Here is a 23,569-nt window from a genome sequence, read left to right on the forward strand (position 1 = left end):
GTCAAAGAAGACCGGACAGTCCCCGGGCTTGTGACAGCCGTGGCGCGCCGATCACCTTCGGCCTGTCGATGGACTACGAGGTCTTCGTGCTCGCTCGGATCACGGAGACCCACTGTTCGGCATCGGTACCGGACTCGCGATCGTGATAGATGCCACGCTGATCCGCGGCGTTCTCGTACCGGTCGGCATGCGGCTGCTGGGCGGCGCCGCGTGGTGGCACCCCGGCCGTTTCGCCGCCTGCACGACCGGATCGGGATCGAGGAGTCCGAGCTCGTGCGCTCCTGAAGGGTCTCGTCGAGTTTCGAGCTCGACCCGACCGCGGTGAAAACCAGGTTCCGCGCCGGGCCGGCTGGAAATGGAGTCCTCGGTGGGTTGATCAACGAGTACGAACCGGTGTCATCGCCACCTGTACAGTTCGGACGTGAACCAACCGATTCCGTTCGCCGACACCAACTTCAAGCTGGCTGTCGTGCAAGAGCTGATGTACAACCAGGAGCTCTTGCCGAAGTTCGACCTGCGCGAGTACGCCGCCGAGCAGGGCTTCACCTACGACGACTGGAGCTTCGAGGCGGTGCCCGAGGCTCTGGCCTACTTCGAGGCCCTCGAGATCCCCTTCGAGCTCGCGGAGAAGATCACCGAGATCGTGATGGACGGTGGCAACGAGATCTACCGCGAGATCGCGCCGAGGTGGGACGGCGAGGACGCGCTGTTCGACGTCGACGAGTTTGCCGACCTGCAGCACTTTCCCAACCTGAAGTCGATGACACTGTTCTACACGGGCGACGAGGGCGCGCTGGAGGCGGTGCGTGCCCGCGGGATCGAGGCGGACTGGGCCTGAACGGCCGCTACTGCAGGCTGAGCGGTGGGGGAGCAGGGTGGGCGAGGCTCCCGTGGAGTGCCACAAGTCGGCAATGGGGTCTGACCTTGTGCCGCTCGCCTGTGGCGCGCTCTCCCACCAGGCCGGCCCGGTACGGCGGGCACGGCGTTCGAGACTTCGCCATCCGCGAGCTGTGATCCGCGGTGACGTCGTCGTCCTCGGTCGCCCGTCACCGCTCAGCGCACCGACTGGGGGGAACCTCAGCACGTGGTCCGGGTCGTAGCGGCGGGCCACGGCACGCAACCGGCGCAGGTTGTGCCGGTACGACGTCTGCGCCCAGTCCTCCTGCAACGGGTCCAGGTAGTTGATGTACGTGCCGGTGCCGACCAGGCGCGCCAACGCCTTCTGCGCCTGGTCCACCTCGCGCGTGACCTGGTCGGGCGGCAGGGTGCCCACAGAGCCGAAGGGCTCGATGGACGTCGGCGCGCCGCGGTGCGGATAGGCCGTGTCCGTCGGCGTCCGCCGGTCGATCGCTCCACCGAGCGCGCCCAGGATCAGCAGCGCGCTGTCCATGCCACGCACCGTGTCCGCCACCGCCGCCGGGTCGTGCCACCTGTCCACGATCCGTGACGACGCGCGGAACGCGTTGCGGGTCGGCTGACCACCCGTCATGATCGCCGTCGCGGTCGGGTAGTCGACCTCGGCGTGTTCGACCTGTGCGCCCACGCCGGCCGCGTCGAGCAGGCGGGCGAGTTCCGCGAGCACCACGCCCTCGCGTCCGACACCGCAGCCGAACACGTCCACCGCGCCGTTCGGCATGACCACGCAGGAGGTGGACACCTCGTCGGGCAGCGCCACGCTCCACGGCTGCCAGCCGCCGAGCACCTCGGCCGCCGACCCGGCCGGGAACCGGACGCGGAACACGGTCAGCACCTCCGGCATCGGCGCGGTGGCGAACTCGAACGAGGTGACCACCCCGAAGTTGCCGCCACCACCGCCGCGCAACGCCCAGAACAGTTCGGACTCGCAGGCCTCCGACGCGGTGACCACCCGGCTGTCCACCGTGACCATCCTGGCGGCACGCAGCCTGTCGCAGACGAGGCCGTACGTGCGCTGCGTCCAGCCGAGACCCCCGCCGAGGGTGAACCCCGCGATGCCGACGGACTGGCAGTTGCCCAGCGGCAGGCACCGCCCGGCGGCGGTGAGCGCCGAGTAGACCTGGCCGAGGCGTGCACCCGCGCCAACCACGGCGGTGCCGTCGGACCGCACCTCCACCCCGGACATTCGCGTGAGGTCGACCACCAGGCCGTCGTGCGGGGTGGAGTAGGCGGCGTAGCTGTGCCCGCCGCCGCGGGCAGCCACCCGGACACCGGATCGGCGTGCCTCCTCCAGACAGTGCTGCACGTCCTGCGGCCGCACGCACCGGGCGATCGCGGCAGGCCGATGATGGTCGAACAGCGAGTTGAACGGCAGCCGCGCGGTGTCGTAGCCGTCATCACCGGGCACCAGGAGTTCACCGTCCAGGCGAGCACGCAACCGCGCCCACCGCGGTGGGCGCGCGTCCGCGACTCCCTCACCGCTCACACCCGCCGCACCTGAGGCCACCGCGGCGCCCACCCACCGCAACACGTCCCGCCGCGAAACCGCCACACCGTCCCCGTCCCTCGGTCCTGCGTGCAATCCAACAAGGGATCCGGCCAAGGCAAATCCGCTGTTCGGCTCCCAGTTCGAGAGACCCGATGTGGGCCGGTAGCGCCGGTCGAGTTCGCTCCCGTCAGCCCTGCTGTTGTGGAAGAAGCTTCGTCAACATCTGCTGAAGCTCCACGACGGCCGGAGGAACGACACTGCCACCGTGCACAAAGGAGGTTCGTCGCAGCCCGAGCTCCTGGACGGTCGGGCGGGGTTCGACGGCGAACCTGGTGTCGACGGCCGAGTGGGTGGTGAGGGTGCAGCCCAATCCTTCTGCGACCAGGCCGTGGATCATGTTCAGGTCGTCGGTGCGCATGAGGACTTTCGGCTGGAATCCGAGCAGGTGACACGCGCGGCGCAGCACACGGTCGGAGGCTTCGTTCTCGTCCCGGCTGCAGACCCAATCGGCGTCGGCGAGCTCGGCCAGGTCTACCTCGGGGAGATCCGCGTAGGGGCTGTCGCGAGCGACGAGCACCCTGTAGTCCTCTTCCAGCAGCACCGTGAGCTCGAGTTCGGGGGAGGTGAAGGCGGGGTCGTCGGCGGAGTCGTAGATCAGACCCGCGTGCAGGTCTCCGGCGTGCAGGAGCTCGACCACGTCGGTGGGTTCGGCTTCGACCACTTCGACCTTCACCTGCATCCGTGCACTCAACTGCCGGATGGCGCGGGGCAGCAGTTGCGACCCTATTGACGCGAATGTGCCGACCCGGATGGTGGCCAGCCCGAGATCGCGCTGGGTTGTGACGAGGCGTTCAGCCTGGTCGAGCCGGATCAGGATCTGTTCGGCCTCGGCGACGAAGACCGTGCCGAGCGGAGTGAGCCGTGCACCGCTGCGGTCGCGCTCGACGAGCCGAGCCTTGAAGTGCCGTTCGAGCGCCGCGAGGTGGTGGGCGATGGTCGGAACGCCGTACCCCAGCGCCCGCGCGGCTGCGGTGAGCGATCCGTGGTCCCGGATGGCGACGAGGACCCGGAGCTGCTGAGGCTGGATCACCTCATAGATTCTATGAGGCCGTCCCTGATTTCGTGCTATATCTGCGTGGCCGAACGATCGCTACGTTCAGCGTCGTGAACCGAACGTACGGGCCCGGTACCGGCTTGACGCCTGCGGAAACACGCGTCCTCAACGCCATTGACGAGCAAGCTCTTGTCGACGAACTGGTCGCGATGATCCGCGTCCCGAGCGTCACCGGCAGCGACGCCGAGTCCGATCTGCAGCACTGGCACACCAGCCGGCTCACCACGCTTGGCTTCGACGTCGACACGTGGAAGCTCGATCTCGACGACCTCGCTGACCACCCGGACCACCCCGGCACCGAGGCGGCTCGCACCGAGGGTTACGGGGTTGTGGGCGTCCTGGGACCGTCTGGCATCCCGGCGCTCGTGCTGCAGGGGCACGTCGACGTGGTTCCGACCGGCGACCTCGACAACTGGGTCGATCGTGACCCGTGGAGCGGTGCGATCAAGCAGAACGTCGTCCACGGGCGCGGTGCCTGTGACATGAAGGCCGGCGCGGCAGCAAACCTCGCCATCGCCCGAGCGCTCGTCGCGTCCGGTGTGAAGCTGGAGCGGCCGTTCGCACTCCACGCGGTGATCAGTGAGGAGGACGGCGGCATCGGCGCATTCGCGACCATGCTGCGCGGCCACACGGGCGAGGCAGCGGTGATCACCGAGCCCACCAGCGGCAACGTCGTGGTTGCCAATGCTGGAGCTCTGACCTTCGCTCTGCGCGTGCACGGCCACGCCACCCACGGAAGTTCGAGGCTCGCGGGCCACAGCGCTCTCGACGCGTTCCTGCCCGTCCACGCCGCGATCGCCGAGCTCGAACGGGAACGCAACGCGCACCCGGACGCACTGTTCGACGGCAACGTCCTGCCCTACCCCATCTCGATCGGCACCGTCCGCGCGGGCGACTGGGCGAGCAGCGTTCCCGATCTCCTCATCGCCGAAGGACGGCTCGGCGTCCAGCTCGACGAACCGCCGGCCGAAGCACGGGCCGCGCTGGAACGAGCGGTCGCCGACGCCTGCTCGCGAGACCCGTGGCTGCGTGACCACCCCGTCGAGGTCACCTGGCCGGGCGGGCAGTTCGCCAGCGGACGCATTGACGCCGGGCACCCGTTGGTGGACGAGGTGGTCGACTCGATCCGGGTTGCGGAGGGACGTGACGCCAGCCTCGTCGGAGCGCCGTACGGCAGCGATCTGCGCCACTACGCCGATATCGGTGGCATCCCCACTCTCCACTATGGACCGGGTGATGTCCGCCTGGCGCACGGACCGCGGGAGCAGGTGGACATCGACGAACTGCTGCGGGCCACGCGTACCCTCGCCGTACTCACGGCGCGCCGCTGCGGCGTGCACCTCTAGTTCACGGTCGCTTCGGTGTGGATTGCGCACACATCGACGGCCGGGTGGGGCTGCAGCGGTGGACGGTTGGCCGCCTACTCGTGACAGGACTGGGGAACGTCTCGACGGTGGGCCATGCCTGGTTCGGGTGGTTCTCGGGAGGATGGACCGCAGACGGACCAATGTGGATGTTCTTGGCCAGTACGAAATCCGCAGCTCATGGTCATAGCCGTCGAGCTGGTGCACCCACCGCTCGCCCCCACATGCGGCACTTCGCAGACGCAGTTCGTGCGCCACCCACACCGAGGCCGCTACTTGCGCACGCCGGTCGCGCTGAACTCCAACGCCGATGGTCGCGCTGCGCCCGTCGGATCGGCGCAGGCAGGCAGTGAGGTCCGGCCGGGTCGTTGATCCTCATCCAGGTAACGCTTGCGTAACGGCGGCTTGTCGTGACCTGGACCACGAAGCTAGCGTCAACGATGACGTAATGAAGCCGCCGTGTCTCTGAATGATCCTGACGGACCTCATAGGCATGGCAATTCTGCTGTCATGCGCGTGACATGCAATCAGAACGGAACCTTCGCGGCTCTGGCTGCGCGTTACGTCAACGTTGACGTAAGGGGGAGATGAACGGACGGGCGCGCGGAGTCCTCTCCTGATCAGTCACAACATGGCGCACGTCTTCGAGATCGCCGATCGCATCCACGTCCAGCGCCTCGGCAGGCGCAAGGCCGTCGTCGACCCGAAGACCATCTCGATGTCCGACGCGGTGGCGATCATGACCGGCGTGACGGAGCCGCCCGACCAGACCACCTGACGGTTTTCCCCTTGCCGCAACGCCTTCACGGGACGTTGCGCGGACGAGCACGCCCTCTAGGAGGTGTCATGAGACGACGTCGCCTCATCAGCCTGCTGACCGCCGCTGCCCTGGTCGGGGCGGTACCGGTCGCGCAGGCCGAGCCGCCGTTCATCGAGCCCCACCGACCGCAGTTCCACTACACACCGGCGAAGAACTGGATGAACGACCCCAACGGGCTCGTCTACCACAAGGGGGAGTACCACCTCTTCTACCAGTACAACCCGGAGGGAAACACCTGGGGCAACATGTCCTGGGGCCATGCGGTGAGTCCTGATCTGGTGCACTGGCGCGAACTTCCGCTCGCTCTCCCGCACGACGACAACGAGATGGTGTTCTCCGGCAGTGCCGTCGTCGACCACGGCAACACGTCCGGGTTCGGCACGCCCGGGAACCCGGCCATGGTCGCGATCTACACCACCCACTCCAAGCTGAACGGCCGGCAGGCGCAGTCCTTGGCCCACAGCACCGACAACGGCCGCACGTGGACCAAGTACGCGGGCAACCCGGTGCTCGACATCGGCTCCACGGAGTTCCGTGATCCGAAGGTCCAGTGGCAGGCAGGGCGCTGGCTGATGACGGTCGCACTGTCCACAGAGCACAAAGTCCGCTTCTACTCCTCGCCCGACCTCAAGACCTGGACACACCTCAGCGATTTCGGCCCGCAGGGCGCGGTCGGTGGCGTGTGGGAGTGCCCGGACCTCTTCCCGCTCCGAGTCGACGGGGACCCCCGCAAGACGAAGTGGGTTCTCGTGGTCAGCATCAACCCCGGTGGCATCGCGGGTGGTTCGGCCGCGCAGTACTTCGTCGGGGACTTCGACGGCACTCGATTCATCCCTGACGACGACGGTGGTTACACACCGCCCAACGGCGTGGTGATGCAGGATTTCGAGTCGTCCTACGGCGGCTGGACCACCACCGGCAGCGCGTTTGGCAGTGCACCGGCCACAGGCGCACTGCCGGGACAGCTCCCCGTCAGCGGTGTCGAGGGAACTGGGTACGCCAACAGCTTTCACGGAGGCGACGGATCGACCGGGACCCTGACCTCACCACCGTTCGAGGTGGACAAGGCCTACCTCAACTTCAAGATCGGCGGTGGCAAGCACCCCCACGACCCGGCGGCCTCGACCGACGACCCGCCGGCGGCAAGCCAGGTCCTCGCTGATTTCGAAGGCGGCTCCTACGGGACCTGGATCGCCACCGGTGAGGCATTCGGTGCCGCCCCCGCAACCGGCACACTGCCAGGCCAGCAGCAGGTGTCGGGGTGGCAGGGGAGCGGTCTGGTCAACACCTTCCTGAACGGCGATGGGACCACCGGCACACTCACCTCGCCCGAGTTCACCATCTCCTCGCCGTACTTGAACTTCCTCGTCGGTGGCGGCAACCACCCGGAGGGCTCCGCAGCACCCACCGCCGTGCAGCTGGTCGTGGACGGGAAGGTCGTGCGCAGCGCCACCGGCAAGGACTCCGAGGGCCTGGACTGGGCGTCGTGGGACGTGCGCGATCTCGCCGGCAAGGCGGCCCGCCTGGAAGTCGTGGACGACAACACCGGCGGCTGGGGACACATCCTCGTCGACCACGTGGTCCTCGCCCAGACGCCCGCCAAGCCGCGCTCCACCGAGACGACGGTCAACCTCGTGATCGACGAGAAGGTCGTGCGCACCGCGACGGGGGCGGACAGCGAGACCCTTGACTGGGCCTCTTTCGACCTGCGTGAGTACCGTGGCAAGCAAGCACGCATCTCGCTGGTGGACAGGAACACAGCCGGGTGGGGTCACATACTCGCCGACCGGTTCACCCTCGCCGACGCACCGGCCAGGTCCACAGTGGAACGGGCGGACTGGGTTGACTTCGGCAAGGACTACTACGCCCCCGTGTCTTGGGAGAACGTCCCTGACGGCAAGCGCTACGCCATCGGCTGGATGAACAACTGGCAGTACGCCGGGAACACCCCGACCTCGCCGTGGCGCAGTGCACAGAGCGTGTCCAGGCAGCTGGGACTGCGCACTGTTGGCGATGAGGTCAAGCTCGTTCAGGAACCGGTGCGTGCTCTCGACAGGCTCCACCAGGGCCCACCGGTCTTCGTGCACGGCAGCACCGTCCGCGAGGGCTCGCGGTCACTGGGCAGGCGCGCCGAAGGACAGGCCCTGGACATCGAGGCGACCTTCTCCGTGATGGACGCCGACCGCTTCGGACTGAAGGTGCACAGCGGCCCCGGGCAGGAGACGGTGATCGGCTACGACGCCACTCGCCGTGAACTGTACGTGGATCGCACGCGGTCCGGGCGCGTCGACTTCAGCCCTGACTTCCCGGCCGTGCAACGCGCACCGCTCACCGTCGTGAACGGAAAGGTGACGCTTCGCGTGCTGGTGGATCGCTCATCGGTCGAGGTCTTCGGCGGAATGGGCCAAGCCGTGATCACCGGCCTCGTCTTCCCCGATGCGGACAGCGACGAGGTGAAGGTCTTCTCCGAGGGCGGCAATGCCCGAATCGACCGTCTGACCCTGTGGCACATGGGTTCCTACCGACGCTGATCGCTCGCGGTGGCGGACCCTGTTCCGCCACCGCTTCTCCCACAGGGAAAAGCTCGTGATCATCGTTGGTGGCGAGGCGCTCGTCGACCTCGTGCCCGACCGCGTCGGCGGCTATCGGCCCCCGCCGGGGGAAGCCCGGCTGCCACGGCCCTGTCGGATTGACGTTCAGGGAGATGTCCCCAGGGCTTCCGGGGAGAACACGTAACGCGAGAACCAGCGGTGCATCTGGCGTTGCAGGGCCAGGTCGCCGTACATGTGTACGTCTGGATGACGCAACAGCTGTGCCCAGGACAGCTCTCCCAGCCACCACCTGGTCACCGCCATGGTCGGGGCCGCCAGCCAGATGTCGACAGGTGCTCCGGTGTCCTGCTGACACAGGTTCACGTCAGTCCGCGACAGGTGCAGCCAGTACTTCTCGTCCCGGTCGGTGAAGTCGATGGAGACCACAACGGTCCGTTCCGGCAGGGCTTCGACGTTGGTCCGGCGCTGAATGTCCCAGGTCAGGGCCGCAGTGTCCAGGTCGTCCTCGGTCAACGCGGCACTCTCCGCGGCCACCGCCCATCGGGCCAGTTCCTGTACCACCGGGCCCAGTGCGACGCCGGCTCTGGTCAGCCGGTAGTCGTCGTCGACGATGCCAGCGGCGCGCAGTGCCCGCAACCGCGCGGACAGCGTCGCCCGTGGAATGCGGGGCAGGCCCCGCCGGATCTCGGTGAAGGTGGACGCGCCGAGCAGCAACTCCCGCACGACCAGCAACGTCCAGCGCTCACCCAACACGTCCAGAGCCCGCGCTACCGCGCAGAACTGCCCGTACCCCGTCACGGTTCAAATGTTGAACTACTGATCAGGCCAGGTCCAGTCGATGATCCCACCCATGAATGATGACGTGACGGCGGCGATCGGGAACACACCGCTGGTGCGGCTGAACAAGGTCGTGCCCGCGGGATGCGCGGAGATCTTCGTCAAGGTCGAAGGGCAGAATCCGACCGGCAGCATGAAGGACCGGATGGCGCTGGCGATGATCGCCAAGGCCGAGGATGACGGACGGCTGCGGCCCGGTGACACGGTCGTCGAGTACACGGGCGGCAGCACCGGCGCGTCCCTGGCGCTCGTCTGTGCGGCGAAGGGACATCGCCTGCGGATTGTCACATCGGACGCGTTCAGCGAGGACAAGCTGGTTCAGATGGCGGCCCTCGGCGCGGAGCTCACGGTCATCTCGAGTGACCAGGGAATGATCACCAAGGCGCTGATCCTCGCCATGATCGAGAGAGCCGAGCAGCTCAGCCGGCAGCCTCACACCTTCTGGACCGACCAGCTCACCAACACCGACAGCATCGCCGGCTACCACCCCATGGGCGAGGAGATCTGGAGGCAGATCGAGGGGCGGGTCGACGTGTTCGTCCAGTCGATCGGCTCGTCGGCCTCACTGCGCGGCGCTGCGACCCCGCTCAAGCGTCACAATCCGGCGCTGCGGGTGGTCGCGGTCGAACCGGCGGAGTCCGCCGTGCTGTCCGGTGGCCGGCCGGGCGCGCACCGCATCGAGGGCATCGGGATCGGTTTCGTCCCGCCGATGTGGGACCCGGACCTGTCGGACGAGATCGTCCCGATTGCCACCGCTGACGCCGAGGACATGGCCAGGCGCCTGGCTCGCGAGGAGGGTCTCTTCGCCGGCACGTCGTCAGGCGCGAACGTGCTCGCCGCGATCCAGGTCGGCAGGCGCCTCGGACCGACCGCCAGGATCGCAACCTTGCTGGTGGATTCGGGACTGAAGTATCTGAGCACCACTGTGTACCAACGCGGATGAGTTCGGCAGGACGCCTTCACTGGCCGGTGCGGCCCCGAAGGGGACCACCGGGATCAGGTCGACGTCGTTCATCGCCACGTCCTGCTGGTGGCGACCGAACTGCGGGTTCTCGGTGTTGTCAGGATGTGCGGAGGTCCGCTGCAACCGCTGCCTCTCGCTCATCGAGATCGGACGGCGGATCCGTACAGCGATCATGGTCGGCGCACGAGGTGGAGGTCGGTCACAGCAGGGGCAGCAGGATGGGGACGGCGTTGACGGCACCGTGGACGGCGACGATGGGCCACATCATCCGGTACTTGCTCCAGAGGTAGCCGAGGAACAGCCCGAGAATGCCCTGGTTGACGAACGTCGACGCGAGGTCTGCCGGCAGATCACCGCTGCTCTGGATGGCGATGTGCCGCCGCCGGGCAACAGCTCACAGCGGCGCGTTGCAAACCGACGCGGCCGGGAACTGCTGACGTTGGCTCATCTGATCATCCACCGCGGCCGGTAACCGAGCAGGGAGGGGCCACAGTGGACAGTCCCGTTGACCTTCTGCCCGCAGACGGCGTCCTTGTCGCCGACAGCCTGCGGGTTGGAGGCGGTGACCCGGTTTCCTGCCCTGTTGCTGATCGGCCGGGTGTCGACGGGCGAAGACGTGCCCGACGAGAGGTTGGCGGCATCGGTTGTGGGGCCGTTCCCTCGGCAGCGGTTGGACGGACCGCCCGCGCTCTCCGCCTCCGTCCGCGCAGGCGACGTGTGGTCCTGTCTGGACTGTCGCATGTGGCCTGCGCGGTGGGTGCTGCCGGATTCGGCGGGCGGGGAGTGTCGTTCGATCGGATGAATCTGGGCCAACACGACCGGAATGATCCTACGAGACAGGGCTTCTTGTGGTGATATTGCGATCTTGATCCGTTTCGTCACCAGGAGAGTTCATGCGTCATCGCATCGTCAATGTTCTTGCCGCTGGCGCCGCTGCTGCGTGCCTTGCCACGGGAGCCGCGGCGACGGCCAATGCCGCCGTCGGTGCGGACCGCGGGGAGCCGGTCGTCGTGGTCTGTGACACCGGAGTGCTCGGCACCGGACTGCTGGGCAGCGACGGAAGCCTCATCACCGATTGCGGTCTGGTCCCTGATCTCCTCGGAGGGTTGGGCCTCGGCTGAAAGATGCCACCTCGTGCAGAGGTGAGCTGACGAGGTACGTGCCCGGGACCCTCCTGCGGTCCCGGGCACGTCCGTACGTACGATTCCCTTGCGGCGCCGGGAGTACGTGGGCGCGTGGGGATCAGTGCGCTGGTGGTGGAGTGCCCTCTGTTTCGATGACGGATGACCATCACCGACTTGAACTCTCTGAACGCGACCGTTTGCATCACTGTCTCTGCTGCGGCTGCAGAACGCCGGGATCTTCGCTGTGCGGTCGGCGAGCGCGAATCCCCACAGGGTCCACAGCCGGCCGAGCTGGTCGTTCGGCGGTAGCGGCCGCGGGTGTGAGCGGGGTCGTCGGCGTCACCGACACGCAGTGGAAATCCCGTGGTGGTCACCGGCAGGACCCCGGCCGCCCGATGATCGTCGCGCGCAGGCTCGGCCCTGACCGGAACATGTTGCGAATGGTGACTCCCCGCGTTCGCGGACAGCCACATGACGGTCTGGCTTCCATCCCCGTTCCTCCCGTGGATTTCACGTCGCGTGATGGACGACCCAGCCGCGAACACCGATGGAGGGACCGATCGCGCAAGCCGTAGCGGACCAGGACGAAGAGAAGGCTTGACCACACGCGGTCCCAGGTAACGAACGCAAGAAACGCTCACCTCGCATCGCCACCTCAGCTCCAACCGTGGTCACTGCCACGGATTCCAGTCCTCGCTGAGCTTTCTCGTGGTTCGCAGCGTCTGGCGCAGTCAACGACGGTCGCCTGATAGGTTGGCCGGCCACCCGAGATGGCACACACAGCAGCTCGAATCAGGCCGGTTCATCTCAAGATCTTGCTGCGTGTCCTCCACCCTGCACGTCTCCTTCGGGTGCCGCTCTCTCCGCACTGTCGAGCGGAGATGGTCGTCTCCTATATGGACTGTCTACTGTGTTCTGAGCAACCAAGTGCGGTCAGCGCGTGATCACGGGTAACTCAGCGCATCCCACAACCACGAGTCGCGTTCCGCGGTCAGGTCGGCAACGGCCCTCGGTGAGCTTCTGGGGTGAGGAGCGAACGTGGCGTCCGGCGGCTGAGCGTTCACAGCGATGCGACCGTGTCTCTCGTCAGGGCAGGTGCGAGTGACCGGAGCGCGTCCGTGCCGGGCGATGTACCGGTGCGCCGACTGTCGAGCGACTGGACATCCGCCACCAGCCCTCACTCTTCCTGTGGGGCGCAAGGGACTTCATCGGCGAGCACACCTCGGCAGGCGCGCTGTCTCCGCAATGCCCAACGCCCGCCTTGTCGAATGCGGCGAAGGCCATCTGCCGTGGCTGCACGAGCCCGCTCCGTACGTGGCCGCACTCTCGGAGTTCGCGCAGCGCGTCACGTGATCGGTGGCCTCGCCAAAACCGTCAATCTGCGTGCTCCACCCAGTGCTGATCGGGCCCCGCTCGGCGTGCCTGGTTCTGCTGTCGCTGGGCCGAAGGGTCACGGCTGGCGGCCTGGTGAGGCGCTACGTTTCCAGACGCATGCGACCGTGGTCGCGGATCCAGCGGCCGCCGGTGAGAGGGACGCGCGCGATCGACGGCGCGGGGCCCGCGGTCCAGTCCAGGGTGCCGCAGATCGTGTCGAGCCGGACCCGCCTCAACGCCGCCGCGACCGCGTGCCGATCGCGCGGATCGTCCGCCGAGCGCAACGCGTGCACGGCCACTTCGACGAGGGCGTGGGCAAGACCGAGTGGCTGGAGCCACGGCTTGCTGGTCGCTCTTTCGTATGCGGCAGCCAGCTCAGCCGCCGACCTGCCGTCCAGCGACGAGCGGTGCGGATGGCGAGGCGTCCAGGCGACGATCGTGCCCACGCCGTCCAACCCGGCACGCTCCGCTCCGAACGGGTAGGTCAGCCATCGGGAGCAGGTGATGAGCCGCGGCCGCAGACCTCGCTGCCCGGCCGTCGCCGCGAACGCAGCGAGGTCGCGCGCGTCGGCCGCGGCGGTGACGACCTGCACGCGTTCGGCCAGGAAGCGGTCCACGTGCCGGTCGAACGCGGAGTTCAGCTCCACGTACCCGCCGGGATCGACCAGCCGGTGACCGCGCCGGGCCGCGGTCGGCCCGAACCCGTTCGCCGGATCGCGCAACGCGGTGCCCTGCACGCCGTCGTTCCAGAGGCAGCCCACGGTCGCGTGCTCGGTCACACCGTCCCACATGTCCGCGAACGCGCCGGCGATGTCGTCGAGTCCCCAGCAGAAGTGGAACGACCACACCGGGTCGGCGACGTCGCGACGGGCCCGGTAAACCTGCCACGGCAACGTCGTGGACAGTCCCGGCACGGCGAACGCCTCGCACGCCGCCGCAACCGCGGGCAAGGTGTGGGTGCCACCGAGGGTGAGCACCAGACTCACACCTTGCCGACCGAGCTCCCGCACCGCCGCCTGTGCGGCGACGGGGTTCGAGCGGCTGTCCGCCGCCACGACCTCGAACTCGGTGTGCCGGAGCGAATCGAGTGCGAACTCCAGCGGGTCCGAAAGCTCGCGCAGCCGCCCGGTGCGCGGTAGGACGACGCCTACGGTCACCTCACCCATCGAGCTCGCCTCCGCAGGACCGCACGGCTGTTGCGCGTCAGACTGGTGCTCGGTCCGCCCGGTGACGTGTATCGACGCGGAAGAAGCGCCCGATCGGATGACCGTCAGCCCGGGGCGTCAGCCTGTGCGTCGGTGGTCAGCCGGATGTCGACGGCGTAGGAGATGCCCTCCGCGGACTTGCGGAACGTGCCGGAGGCGTCGCCCCGGGCCGTGCGGTAGTCGCCCGTGCCGCCGGTGACGGCGAGCCTGGTCTCGTTGTAGTGGATGCCCACAGGATCCAAGGTGTAGTCGCGTGAACTGGACATGTGGATCTCGCCCTTGCCGTCGATCGTGTAGACGGAACGGCAGTCGGCGCTGGCCTTGAACTCGAGCGGGCTGAAGTCGGTGAACGTGCACACGGTCTTGCCGGTGCCCATCTTCTTGCTCGGGTCCGCCGCGTCGAGCAGCGAGCCGGCCACCACGAACGTCAGGATCGTCGTCGGGATCGCGCCGAGGTTCATGGAACTCTCGCGCTTCGCTATCAGTTTGAGCACCACTTCGTCCGCCGGCGGCTGCCGCACCGACGCGGCGGGGAGTGCGGACAGGGCCAGCACCGCCGCGACTGCGCCGCTCGTGAAGTGAGCGATCCGGTTACGCATGACGATCTCCCAACGGTGTCATGGTGACTCACCCATCTGTCTGATGGCGATGTGGAACGCGGTGGGCGGAACCTTGATCCCGCCGTGGAACGGGTGGTCCATGGTGCGGGCGAGACACAGCGACGACGACACCACGAGAGCCAGCACGGCCATCAGCAACACGTGCATCCAGATCTTCGGCGCGTGGAACCCCATCCCGACACCGATCAGCATCACGCCACCACCGATCAGGCCGATCCAGAACGGTGTCGGGATCGACGGATGTGCCTGGTTGAGCCGAACGCGCCGGGTCGCGGCCAGTTTGCCCATGTGCCCGAGCATCGCGCCGTACAGGGCGGACTGCTGAGGGTTCTGCGGCTGGATCGCCAGCACCTGGCGGCGCAGGTCTTCGAGCAGCCGGTTGACCTCCGGGCTGGCCTCGCCACGGTCCATCGCGGGCCACTCGTGGTCGATCACGGCGTGGGCGTACGCCTTGAGCGTCGTCTGCAGCGCGATCCGGTGCTCGTCGGGGAAGACCGAGACGTTGTAGTACATGCCGGGCAGGTTCGACGACTCCTCGTAGATGTTCGTCTGCGCGCTGGTGAGGCTGCTCCAGGTGTTCACCACCACGAACGCGAGCAAGAACGAGTAGAAGGCGCCCACCGAGCTGAAGAAGTAGCCCAGCACGGAGTTGTGGTCGGAGCTGCTCTTGCCCGCGCGGTACCGGCCGACTCCGATGGCGACGAACGCGCTCAACGCGGTGCTTGCGGCGATCACCAGAACGATCGTGTCCACGCGGGCACCCTCCTGAAACCGGCTACCGAACGCTGACCGTAAGGCGTGCTGCGCGCGGCCGCAGTCCGCCACCGCCGTCCGTGACACGAACGGGCGATCAACCGGAATCGGGTTTGACGAACGGATCCAGCCGCCGGACTGTCCGAAGTGGTCAGTCGGTGGAACCAGGCCGGCCGTGAGATCACAGGCCGGTCCTTCCGGGATCCGCCCTCGAGGTCTCGCCAGGCACGGCTCCCGTACCCACCGTCCTGGCGGGATGGAGCCTCGGGCAGTGGCCTGTGGCGAGCTCGCGAGCGGCTCGTGGGCGGGCACGATCACCCTTCGCCGCCGTCGGTTCTGTGCTCGAGTGGCTGAGACTGGTCGCAGGTCCTAAGTTCCGAAATGTGACCACTCCATATGGACCAGGTGATCAGGAGTCGCAGATCCCGGCGCCACCGCCGCTCTCCGAGTCGGAACTGCGTGGTGGGGCCGAACCGAGCGGTACCGCACCGAGGGAAGTCCAGCTGTCGTTCTGGCTGTGGATCGTGGGAGCGGCGCTGTCCGTCATCGGTGCGCTGTTCGCGTTCACTCAGCGTGACAGGTTGTTGGAAGAGGCCCGCAATCGGCCGGATGCCGGAGGATTGAGCGAGGCGGAGCTCGACACGCTGGTGACGATCGGTCTCGTCGTCGGTGTCGTCATCGCTCTCCTCTTCGCCGGCCTGTACGTGCTGTTCGCGTTCAAGGCACGGGCGGGGCGCAACTGGGCACGAATCGTTCTCGCGGTTCTCACCGCGCTCGGCGTGCTGGCGTTGGTGATAGGTGGAATCTCGATCGCCGCCGTCCTCTCCACGGTCGTGGCGATAGTGGCGGTGGTACTGCTGTTCTTGCCGGCCTCGAACCAGTACTTCGCCGCTGGGTAAACCCGGCGGTGACTGCAGTCGCGACACCCCAACGCAGCACACGCCGTGCGAGGATCCGCATCCCAGGCGATCACGGCATGACCGCCTGGAATGCGCCGTGGCGATTCTGACGTTCTCACCGATGAACTGCGCGCTCTCCAACGTGCCCACTTCGGTTGTGGACGGGCGTCGTGCGCAGCCGATCGAGGAAGTCGCGGACCGCGTGCAGGAAGGCCGACGGCTCCTCGGAGAAGACGAAGTGCCCGGCCTCGGGGATCTCTGTGAGTCGGGCGCCGGGGATCCCGGCGGCCAGAGTCCGGCCGGCGACCGGTGGGCACACCCAGTCGTGGCGGCCCACGATCACGAGGGTCGGTGCGGAGATGTCCGACAGCTGCGGCCGCAGGTCGTACCCAGCCGCCAGCACACCGAAGAAGTACTGGGCGACGTCGGTGGTGAAGTCGCTGAGCGCCAGGAGACGACCGGGCAGCCCCATGTGCTGAGGGCCCGCGTAGTAGGGAGCGACCGACCGGTTGAACGCGTCGACGGTGCCGGGGGAGAAGTCGCCGCCGAACAGCCGCGCGGCGACCTCGACGGCTTCGGCGGGAGCCCGCTCAGCGAGGGTGGGAGGGGGGTTCTCGTCGTGCATCGGGGCCAGGGTGGGGGCCGTGTTGCACAGGATGAGCCCGCCGACCAGGTCGGGGTGCCGCAAAGCCAGATGCAGCGCGACGAACCCTCCGGCTGAATGACCGAACAACACGGGCCGTTCGATGCCCAGCTGCTCGCACAACGCCGCCACGTCCTCGGCCATCTGCTCGAGAGTGCAGGTGTGCACCGGCGGGCGGCCGGACCTGCCCTGGCCACGCAGGTCGACGAACACCAGCTGTGCGTCGCGGCTCAACGCGCCCAGCCCCGGCCGCAGGTAACCCTGATCGAAGCCGGGACCACCGTGCAGCACCAGAATCGTCTGGCGCTCTGCCCACCGGTCCCCGTCGACGTGCAGCTGGGGCCCCTCGACGTCGACGTACAACTCGGTGTCGTTCACGCGGATCTTCATTCTCGCCTCCTCGGCACGGGCCGCCACGACCGGCGGCCGTCCTGTCCGCAAGATGCAAAAGGAGACGGAAAGTTCGACGTCTTGTGTCACGACTTTCGCAGCGCGGATGATGAGTGCCGTGGGCTCCGACGACGCGCCGACCGACATTGAGCTGGTGATGGCCGCTCGAGGCGGGGATGCGGCCGGCCTCGGCGTCCTGCTCGAGAGGCATCGGCCCGGAATGCGCGCGGTCGCGCTGAGCATGCTCGGCTGGAGCCCTGACGCCGAAGACGTTGTTCAAGACGCGATCCTCGTCGGACTCAGCCGGCTCGGCGAACTGCGTGACCCTGCCGCTGTCGGCCCGTGGCTACGCGCCATCACCCGCAATGCCGCGCGGATGCGGCTGCGTTCGGCCGATCGGGAAACCCCGATCTCCCCGCGAGCCGACGACCTGCCGACGCGGGAGCCGACACCTCAGGAGGCCCTCGACGACCACGCGTTGCGAGACTGGGTCTGGACCGCTCTGGAGGCCCTCTCCGAGCCACTGCAGACGGTCGTGCTGGCCCGGTACTTCTCCACGGCGACGTCGTACGACCAGATCGCGGCGCTGTGCGAGGTGCCCGTCGGAACGATACGCAGCCGGCTGAACCAGGCACGCAGGAAACTCGGCGACGCCTTGCGGGCCTCCGCGGCCAGCGCCCACGTCGACACCGCCGCCCTCACCGATCAACGCCGACGCGAGGCCGAAGACATGCTGTCCTCGGCGGCGAACGGTCGGTTCCGATCCACGCTGGCGGCTGCAACCGTCCCTGATGTGCGCCTCGTCGGGCCGCAGGGGCAACGAGGACGCGGCCGGGACACCCTGACCGACATCATGGACAGCGATCTCGCCGCCGGAGTCAGTCAGCGGCTGAACGGTGTCGCGGCCGGCCGCCGCATCACCATTCTCGAGTGCGACCTGCTCAGCCCGCCGTGGGACCCCCAGCACTGCCCCCCGGCTGTGCTGTGGCTGATGACCCTGGGCGACGAGCGAATCGAGACGATTCGCCTCTTCCACCCCAACCCGTGACGACGAACGGCGACCAGGACACGGTGCGACCGCGCGAGCAGCAGACCGGCGGTTACGGGGCGTCGTCAGCCCGGCCACGCTGGGGCAGGTCAGGCCAATGTCCGCAGCCGTGGGCCTCGCAGCCACCGCCGCCGTGCCGGCCGGTCAGCTCGTTCCGGTGACGTCGTCAGCACGTCATTTGACGCGCACAGGAACATCTGGACTGTTTGTCCAGGAGCTGGACTGTTACTATTGGCTCCGTCCTGAGCGGTAGGTGATCGAGAGGCGGACGCGGTGGCGGACGGTGGCGCGGATGCGATCCTGGCGGCGTTGCGGCCGGTGATCGACGGGCTGGCCGCGACGTTCGGGCCCACGTGCGAAGTCGTGCTGCACGACTACAGGCGGGGTGAGCAGTCCGTCGTGGCGGTGGCGGGGTCGGTGACCGGGCGCAAGGCCGGTGGCGCGCTGAGCGAGATCGGTTTGGCCGTGCTCGCCCAGGGCGACGCGGCGGTGAACGACATCAACTACATCACCCGCACTCCGGACGGGCGGCTGATCAAGTCGTCCACGATGCCGCTGCGCGATGGCGCCGACCACGTGTTCGGGGCGCTGTGCGTCAACATCGATGTCACGGCACTGCGGCAGGCGGGCGACCTGTTGACCGCACTGGCCGGCACGCCGCCGGCGCAGGTCCCGGCCACCACGTTCAGCGACGACTTCGACGACGTGGTCGACGCGCTGATTCGGGCGGAGGAGGTCGCGCGCGGCAAGTCCGTCGCCGGACTGACTCGGGTGGAACGGCTGGCACTGTTGCGCGTTCTGGACCGTCGCGGTGTCTTCGCCGTCCGCAACGCCGTGCCCCGTGTCGCCGAACGACTCGGCATGTCGCGTTCCGCTGTGTACGCGGATCTGGCCGAGTGCCGCCGGACGCAGGACGAAATCGCGAGCGGTGAGGGAAGCCGATGATCGCCCGGAGCACGCTGAACGATCTGGAAACTCCTTTCCTGGCGGTGAATCCGGCGACGGTGGCCGCGAACATCGATCGGCTCCGCAAGCACCTCGACGAGCTGGGCGTGCCGCTGCGCGCGCATGTCAAGACGGCCAAGTCCCTCGACGTGGCCGCGCTGCTGCACGACGGGCAGCCGGGGCCGATCACGGTGTCGACGCTGGCTGAGGCCGAGGCGTTCGCCGACGCCGGCTACCGCGACATCGTGTACGCGGTCGGGATCACGCCGCACAAGCTTGCCAGGGTGACGATGTTGCGGCGGCGCGGCGTGGACCTCGTGGTGTTGCTCGACAGCGTGGAGCAGGCCGCCGCGCTCGCCACCGCCCGCACCGGGATGACGGGCATCCCGGCGTTGATCGAGATCGACTGCGACGGTCACCGCGGCGGGGTGCGTCCCGACGACCCTGTGCTGCCCGTCATCGCCCGCACGCTCGCCGACGGCGGCGCCGAGGTCCGGGGCGTGCTGGTGCACGCCGGTGAGTCCTACTACGCCGATGGCGCCGACCGGTTGCGCGCGGCCGCCGAGAACGAGCGACGGTGCGCGGTGCAGGCCGCCGAGGTGTTGCGGGCGGCCGGGCACGAGGCTCCGGTGGTGAGCGTGGGCTCCACACCGACCGCGCACTTCGCGGCCGACCTCACCGGTGTCACCGAGGTCCGGGCGGGCAACTTCGTCTTCTTCGATCTGGTGATGGCCGGCATCGGCGTCTGCTCCACCGCCGACCTGGCGATGACGGTGGTCACGACAGTGATCGGGCACCGCCTGGACAAGGGGTGGATCCTCACCGACGGCGGCTGGATGGCGACCTCCCGCGACCGCGGTACCGCACGTCAGCGGGTGGACCAGGGATACGGCCTCGTCGCCGACCTCGACGGCGACCTCTACCCGGACCTGCTGATGAGCGACGCGAGCCAGGAGCACGGCGTCCTGTCACTTCGCCCCGGTAGCACCGCCGCCCTGCCGTACCTGCCCGTCGGCACCCGCGTGCGGATCCTGCCCAACCACGCCTGCGCCACCGCAGCACAGCACGACCGGTACCACGTGACCGAACCGGATTCGACCGCCGTCGTGGCCGTGTGGCCGCGCGTTCAGGGATGGTGACCACCGTCGTGCGTTTCCTGCCAGAGCACCTTTCCGCCGCCCTCGTCACCGAGGAACTGGCCTTCACCGCCGCGCGCGACGCCCTGATCGCCGCCGCCGACGGGCAGGCCGAGGTGTTCCCCGCGGTCCTCGGTCACGGGTCCGAGCAACGGAACAGGTTCACCGTGAAGTCGGGTGCGTCGGCGGAGCTCGCCGGTGTCAAGATCGGCAGTTACTGGCCGGGCAACGCCGATCGGGGCCTGCCCCGGCACAACTCCGTGGTGCTGCTGTTCGACCAGGACAACGGCCGCATCGGCGCGGTGGTCGAAGCCGGTGTCGTCAACGCCTACCGCACGGCCGCCGCCGACGCCGTCGCCGCGAGCGTCCTGGCCCGCCCCGATGTCACCACGCTGACCGTCTTCGGTACCGGGCACCAAGCGCTGTACGAATGCGCCGCGCTCGCCCGCGTGCTGCCCCTCACGGCCGTGCACGTCGTCGCGCGCGACCGGCAGCGTGGCGACGACTTCCTGACCCGGCTCGCCGAACGTGGCCTCACCGGACGGCTCACCCCCGCCGAGCAGGCGTGCCGCGACGCGGACGTCATCGTGACCGCCACCACCGCCACCGCACCGCTGTTCGACGCGGCCTGGGTGCGTCCGGGTACCCACGTCGCCGCCATGGGCGCCGACGCCCATGGCAAACAGGAACTCCCGGTCGAGCTGCTCACCACGGCGCGGCTGTTCTGCGACCTGACCGCCCAAGCCGTCCAGATCGGGGAACTGCAGCACGTCGCCGGTCTCGTCGGCGACGGCACTCTGACGCTCACCGCCATCGGTGACGTCCTCACCGGTCAGGCCGAAGGACGCCGCAGCAACGACGAGATCACCGTTTTCGACAGCTCCGGCATTGCCCTGCAAGACCTCTTCATCGCCGATGCCCTCCTGCAGGCGGCAGCGACCGAGAGGGAAGCCAACTCATGAACAACCCGGAAACGATGGCACTGCGGTGCGCCGGGTGCGGCCGCAGCCACGCCCTGGACGAGCTGGCCTGGCGGTGCGCCGACTGCCACGGCGTGCTGGATCTGACAGGGTTCACGCCGGCCATGCCGAAGGCCGCGGACCTCGCTACCCGCCGGCCCGGCCTGTGGCGCTACGCCGAGGCCCTGCCGATCTTCGAACCACCCGGCATCACCATGGGTGAAGGCATGACTCCACTGGTCACCACACCGGGGCAGCCCGTGTCGGACTGAAGATCGACCACCTCATGCCGACGGGGTCGTTCAAGGACAGGGGCGCGGTCGTGCTGGCCGCCCGCCTCGGCGTCACCGGGCTCATGACCGACAGCAGCGGCAACGCCGGCACCTCCGTCGCCGCCTACGCCGCCCGCGCCGGCATCACCTGCGACGTCTACGTTCCGGAAAGCACCTCAGAGGGCAAGGTCGCACAACTGCGCGCTTACGGTGCCACCGTGCACCAGATTCCCGGCACCCGGGAAGACACCGCGCGCGCCGCGGCCCGCGCCGCCGGTGAACCGGGCGTCTTCTACGCCAGCCACGTCTACCACCCGTTCTTCTTGCACGGCACCAAGACCTACGTGCTGGAACTGTGGGAGCAGCTCGGTGGCCGGCTGCCCGAGACCCCTCGTGCTGCCCGTCGGCAACGGCACTCTCGTGCTCGGGGCCCACCTCGGCTGCACCGAACTGCTCGACCAGGGACTCATCGACCGGTTCCCCCGCATCGTCGCGGTCCAGGCCTCCAGGTGCGCCCCGCTGGCCAACGCGTTCGCTGACGGCCGACCAGAACCCGCCGACATCACCACGCACGGCACCGTCGCCGAGGGCATCGCCATCGCCGCACCAGCCCGCGGCCGCCAGATCCTGGCCGCCGTGCGCGCCACCGGCGGCACCATCGTCACCGTCACCGACGAGCAGGTCCACGCCGCCCACGCCGCGCTGGCCCGGGCCGGCCTCTACGTCGAACCCACCTCCGCGGTGTGCTGGGCAGCCATCCGAGCCGATCTCGTCGCCACCACACCGCGACCCGATGGGCTTCCCGCCGTCGTGGCACCGCTGTGCGGCAGCGGTCTGAAGTCCAAGCCCCCGGTCTGACCGTCGAAGGACCCCATGCGCATCCACGTCATCACGACCGGTGGTTCCCTCGACGTCGAGTACACCCTGCAAGGCACCTTCGCCATTGGGCCGCCTGTGGTGGCGTCCCTCCTCGAACGCGCCCGCACCCGGCACGAGATCACCGTCGAAAGCCTGTGCCGCAAGCCGTTCAACCTCGGACTCGCCGTGGCAGCCCTGCAGACCCTGCCCCACGGCGTCCACATCGCCATGAGCGGCCGAATCTTCCCAGCTGGACACGCCAGGAAGGACCGTGCTCGAGGGTCTTCGTCTGACCCGGCAACATGACTTCGTCATCCCTTGATGGCAATACCTCGTCGCTCAGTGCCGTCAATGCATCGTGGATGCCAGCGGCACGACGACGACTTCGTCGGGCGATGGACTTCATTCGTGACCGCGACGCCAGGTACCCCGCGTTGATCGACAAGATCCTCGGCACAGCAGGAATCGCTACGGTGTCGGCGGCTTCCGGATCGCATCCACTGCACCAAGATCTACCGGACCGGGATCGCGCTGAAGGACCCGGAAGCGCTGGAGCGCCGCTACGCGTACTGCGATCCGATCTCCACGCTGGGGTCAGACCGGTCAGAAGTGGTGGCCCTACCAGGGGCTTGATGCGACACGACCGGCTAGACGCGGCCGATGGGGCCGCGCAGAGCAGGTCCGATCCAGCGACGGACCAGAGTCCGCAGTTGGTCATCGGTGACCGTCGGCGCCGAGGGATGCTGCAGGAACGACAGGAAGAGTCGCATCAGGACCTCGGCGAGTCCGGCGAAGTCGTCGTCGGTGGTGACGCCTGCGGAGGCCCAGTCGACCGGCACGTTGCGGAGGATGCGTGCGCCGAGGGCGAACCACTGGGCCGACGTGACCGCATCTGTGAAGAAGTCACCTTCGCCGGCTTGCAGGAGCAGGCCCAGGTAGGGCTCGCGGGGGACGGTCCGCACGCCGAACACGACGGACTCCACGGCGACCTCGGTGGCGCTGGTGAAGGCCGCCAGGTGCTGCTCCATCCTTCCGGCGAACTCCTCGGCGCCGGCGATGGCGACAGCGCTGAGGACATCTGTCAGGCGCGGGAAGTAGCGGTAGACGGTCTGCCGGGTGACTCCGGCCTCCTGGGCCACGTCGGAGAGACTGGTCTTGGCCAGTCCGGCACGGTCGATGCACGCCGTCGCAGCCTTGACGATCCGGCGGCGTGCCTCGTGCTCGGTGCCGGGTGGGTTGCCCTGCCATCCGTGGTGCCCCATGTGCATTATCTTTCCTGAGGAGGGTT

The 23,569-nt window shown here is 68.3% G+C and carries 21 protein-coding genes and 3 pseudogenes; 15 read left to right on the top strand and 9 right to left on the bottom strand.

Annotated features, from left to right (window positions below; genetic code table 11):
• Window positions 1-481 precede the first annotated feature (481 nt).
• On the top strand, window positions 482-838 hold the full coding sequence (locus C8D87_RS49175; RefSeq protein ID WP_411711417.1) for a DUF6892 domain-containing protein: 357 nt from the start codon (window positions 482-484) through the stop codon (window positions 836-838).
• Between the two features lie 243 nt (window positions 839-1,081).
• Here the strand turns inward: C8D87_RS49175 and C8D87_RS17960 are convergent.
• Together C8D87_RS17960 and C8D87_RS17965 are read right to left on the bottom strand one after the other, a co-directional pair.
• Window positions 1,082-2,467: pseudogene (locus C8D87_RS17960) on the bottom strand (FAD-binding oxidoreductase); the annotation flags it as partial.
• A gap of 124 nt (window positions 2,468-2,591) precedes the next feature.
• Window positions 2,592-3,494, bottom strand: a complete 903-nt coding sequence (locus C8D87_RS17965; protein ID WP_112227528.1) for a LysR family transcriptional regulator — start codon at window positions 3,492-3,494, stop codon at window positions 2,592-2,594.
• 74 nt (window positions 3,495-3,568) lie between these two features.
• Here C8D87_RS17965 and C8D87_RS17970 point away from each other — a divergent pair, with 74 nt between their 5' ends.
• From C8D87_RS17970 to C8D87_RS17980, 3 genes and pseudogenes are all read left to right on the top strand, one after another.
• A complete protein-coding gene (locus tag C8D87_RS17970) occupies window positions 3,569-4,864 on the top strand; it encodes an ArgE/DapE family deacylase (protein WP_233442160.1) in 1,296 nt (431 codons plus the stop codon).
• Between the two features lie 631 nt (window positions 4,865-5,495).
• Window positions 5,496-5,660 (top strand): annotated as a pseudogene (locus C8D87_RS17975) (sugar ABC transporter ATP-binding protein); the annotation flags it as partial.
• A gap of 68 nt (window positions 5,661-5,728) precedes the next feature.
• A complete protein-coding gene (locus C8D87_RS17980) occupies window positions 5,729-8,233 on the top strand; it encodes a glycoside hydrolase family 32 protein (protein ID WP_112227529.1) in 2,505 nt (834 codons plus the stop codon).
• Window positions 8,234-8,398: 165 nt separating this feature from the next.
• On the opposite strand, the gene C8D87_RS17985 is transcribed toward C8D87_RS17980, so the two are convergent.
• A complete protein-coding gene (locus C8D87_RS17985; protein ID WP_112227530.1) occupies window positions 8,399-9,052 on the bottom strand; it encodes a winged helix-turn-helix transcriptional regulator in 654 nt (217 codons plus the stop codon).
• 52 nt (window positions 9,053-9,104) lie between these two features.
• Here C8D87_RS17985 and C8D87_RS17990 point away from each other — a divergent pair, with 52 nt between their 5' ends.
• On the top strand, window positions 9,105-10,034 hold the full coding sequence (locus C8D87_RS17990) for a PLP-dependent cysteine synthase family protein (protein WP_112227531.1): 930 nt from the start codon (window positions 9,105-9,107) through the stop codon (window positions 10,032-10,034).
• Window positions 10,035-10,254: 220 nt separating this feature from the next.
• On the opposite strand, the gene C8D87_RS48900 is transcribed toward C8D87_RS17990, so the two are convergent.
• A complete protein-coding gene (locus C8D87_RS48900; RefSeq protein WP_112227734.1) occupies window positions 10,255-10,428 on the bottom strand; it encodes a CPBP family glutamic-type intramembrane protease in 174 nt (57 codons plus the stop codon).
• A gap of 520 nt (window positions 10,429-10,948) precedes the next feature.
• On the opposite strand from C8D87_RS48900, the gene C8D87_RS45150 reads away from it, so the two are divergent.
• Entirely contained in the window at window positions 10,949-11,176 is a 228-nt protein-coding gene (locus C8D87_RS45150) for a hypothetical protein (protein ID WP_146771755.1), read from the top strand.
• Between the two features lie 1,478 nt (window positions 11,177-12,654).
• Here C8D87_RS45150 and C8D87_RS18005 read toward each other — a convergent pair.
• From C8D87_RS18005 to C8D87_RS18015, 3 genes are all read right to left on the bottom strand, one after another.
• Window positions 12,655-13,719: an ABC transporter substrate-binding protein gene (locus C8D87_RS18005; RefSeq protein WP_112227533.1), complete on the bottom strand. Its 1,065-nt coding sequence runs from the start codon at window positions 13,717-13,719 to the stop codon at window positions 12,655-12,657.
• Between the two features lie 104 nt (window positions 13,720-13,823).
• Window positions 13,824-14,357 (bottom strand): hypothetical protein, encoded by a 534-nt coding sequence (locus tag C8D87_RS18010; protein WP_112227534.1) that lies wholly within the window; start codon window positions 14,355-14,357, stop codon window positions 13,824-13,826.
• A gap of 18 nt (window positions 14,358-14,375) precedes the next feature.
• Window positions 14,376-15,131, bottom strand: a complete 756-nt coding sequence (locus C8D87_RS18015) for a bestrophin-like domain (protein ID WP_170166471.1) — start codon at window positions 15,129-15,131, stop codon at window positions 14,376-14,378.
• Window positions 15,132-15,514: 383 nt separating this feature from the next.
• On the opposite strand from C8D87_RS18015, the gene C8D87_RS18020 reads away from it, so the two are divergent.
• A complete protein-coding gene (locus tag C8D87_RS18020; protein ID WP_112227536.1) occupies window positions 15,515-16,030 on the top strand; it encodes a hypothetical protein in 516 nt (171 codons plus the stop codon).
• A 115-nt stretch (window positions 16,031-16,145) separates the two neighbouring features.
• On the opposite strand, the gene C8D87_RS18025 is transcribed toward C8D87_RS18020, so the two are convergent.
• Complete coding sequence (locus C8D87_RS18025) at window positions 16,146-17,063, bottom strand: alpha/beta fold hydrolase (RefSeq protein WP_170166472.1); 918 nt, start codon at window positions 17,061-17,063, stop codon at window positions 16,146-16,148.
• 118 nt (window positions 17,064-17,181) lie between these two features.
• On the opposite strand from C8D87_RS18025, the gene C8D87_RS18030 reads away from it, so the two are divergent.
• The 8 genes and pseudogenes from C8D87_RS18030 (at window position 17,182) to C8D87_RS18055 (ending at window position 22,587) form a co-directional block, all read left to right on the top strand.
• Window positions 17,182-18,111, top strand: coding sequence for an RNA polymerase sigma factor (locus tag C8D87_RS18030; protein ID WP_215732359.1), 930 nt, complete (start codon window positions 17,182-17,184; stop codon window positions 18,109-18,111).
• Between the two features lie 273 nt (window positions 18,112-18,384).
• Window positions 18,385-19,056 carry a helix-turn-helix transcriptional regulator gene (locus C8D87_RS18035; protein WP_112227538.1) on the top strand — a complete coding sequence of 224 codons (672 nt, stop codon included), beginning with the start codon at window positions 18,385-18,387 and terminating at the stop codon, window positions 19,054-19,056.
• On the top strand, window positions 19,053-20,195 hold the full coding sequence (locus C8D87_RS18040; RefSeq protein ID WP_112227539.1) for a DSD1 family PLP-dependent enzyme: 1,143 nt from the start codon (window positions 19,053-19,055) through the stop codon (window positions 20,193-20,195). Before C8D87_RS18035 ends, C8D87_RS18040 begins: the two co-directional genes overlap by 4 nt.
• An 8-nt stretch (window positions 20,196-20,203) precedes the next feature.
• Window positions 20,204-21,154, top strand: coding sequence for an ornithine cyclodeaminase family protein (locus C8D87_RS18045; protein WP_112227736.1), 951 nt, complete (start codon window positions 20,204-20,206; stop codon window positions 21,152-21,154).
• Entirely contained in the window at window positions 21,151-21,423 is a 273-nt protein-coding gene (locus tag C8D87_RS46935; RefSeq protein ID WP_215732361.1) for a hypothetical protein, read from the top strand. The genes C8D87_RS18045 and C8D87_RS46935 overlap by 4 nt, the downstream gene beginning before the upstream one ends.
• A 14-nt stretch (window positions 21,424-21,437) precedes the next feature.
• Window positions 21,438-21,740: pseudogene (locus C8D87_RS49180) on the top strand (pyridoxal-phosphate dependent enzyme); the annotation flags it as partial.
• A gap of 52 nt (window positions 21,741-21,792) precedes the next feature.
• Window positions 21,793-22,281 (top strand): pyridoxal-phosphate dependent enzyme, encoded by a 489-nt coding sequence (locus C8D87_RS46945; RefSeq protein WP_215732362.1) that lies wholly within the window; start codon window positions 21,793-21,795, stop codon window positions 22,279-22,281.
• A 15-nt stretch (window positions 22,282-22,296) separates the two neighbouring features.
• The gene (locus tag C8D87_RS18055; RefSeq protein ID WP_112227540.1) at window positions 22,297-22,587 is read left to right on the top strand and encodes a hypothetical protein; all 291 of its coding nucleotides are present in this window, start codon (window positions 22,297-22,299) and stop codon (window positions 22,585-22,587) included.
• Window positions 22,588-22,928: 341 nt separating this feature from the next.
• On the opposite strand, the gene C8D87_RS18060 is transcribed toward C8D87_RS18055, so the two are convergent.
• The gene (locus tag C8D87_RS18060) at window positions 22,929-23,543 is read right to left on the bottom strand and encodes a TetR/AcrR family transcriptional regulator (protein ID WP_112227541.1); all 615 of its coding nucleotides are present in this window, start codon (window positions 23,541-23,543) and stop codon (window positions 22,929-22,931) included.
• Between the last annotated feature and the right edge of the window lie 26 nt (window positions 23,544-23,569).

This window comes from Lentzea atacamensis (assembly GCF_003269295.1).
GTDB classification, from domain to species: domain Bacteria; phylum Actinomycetota; class Actinomycetes; order Mycobacteriales; family Pseudonocardiaceae; genus Lentzea; species Lentzea atacamensis.